The 349-nt window shown below is 73.4% G+C and carries 1 pseudogene; it reads left to right on the forward strand.

The window, feature by feature from the left end:
* Nucleotides 1–112 (forward strand): annotated as a pseudogene (locus ADK55_RS39985) (peptidase M24 family protein); the annotation flags it as partial.
* Nucleotides 113–349 lie beyond the last annotated feature (237 nt).

Here is a 349-nt window from a genome sequence, read left to right on the forward strand (position 1 = left end):
CTGCGAGATCGGCCGCACGTTCGTCATCGGCACCACCCCGGCCGACTGGCAGATCGAGCTGTACGACCTGGTCTTCGCGGCCCAACGGCCCGGTCGGGGGGCTCTCCTCCCAGAGCGGCGTGGAGTCGTGGGCTCGCAGGACGGAGAACCGCAGGGGCGCCTTGTGGACCCGGATGGAGAGGGCTCCGGTGGTGATCCGGTAGTACGTGCCGGCGTCCGCGGAGGAGGAGTCGACGGGGCCGAAGTCGGTGGTGGGCGCGAGGTCCGAGCCGGCCGGGTCGTCGGTGAAGGTCCCGTCCGGGGCGAGCCAGAGCCGGAAGACGTCGGCGCGGGGGCCGAACCCGCGGGC

The organism is Streptomyces sp. WM4235, assembly GCF_001279725.1.
Lineage (GTDB): Bacteria > Actinomycetota > Actinomycetes > Streptomycetales > Streptomycetaceae > Streptomyces.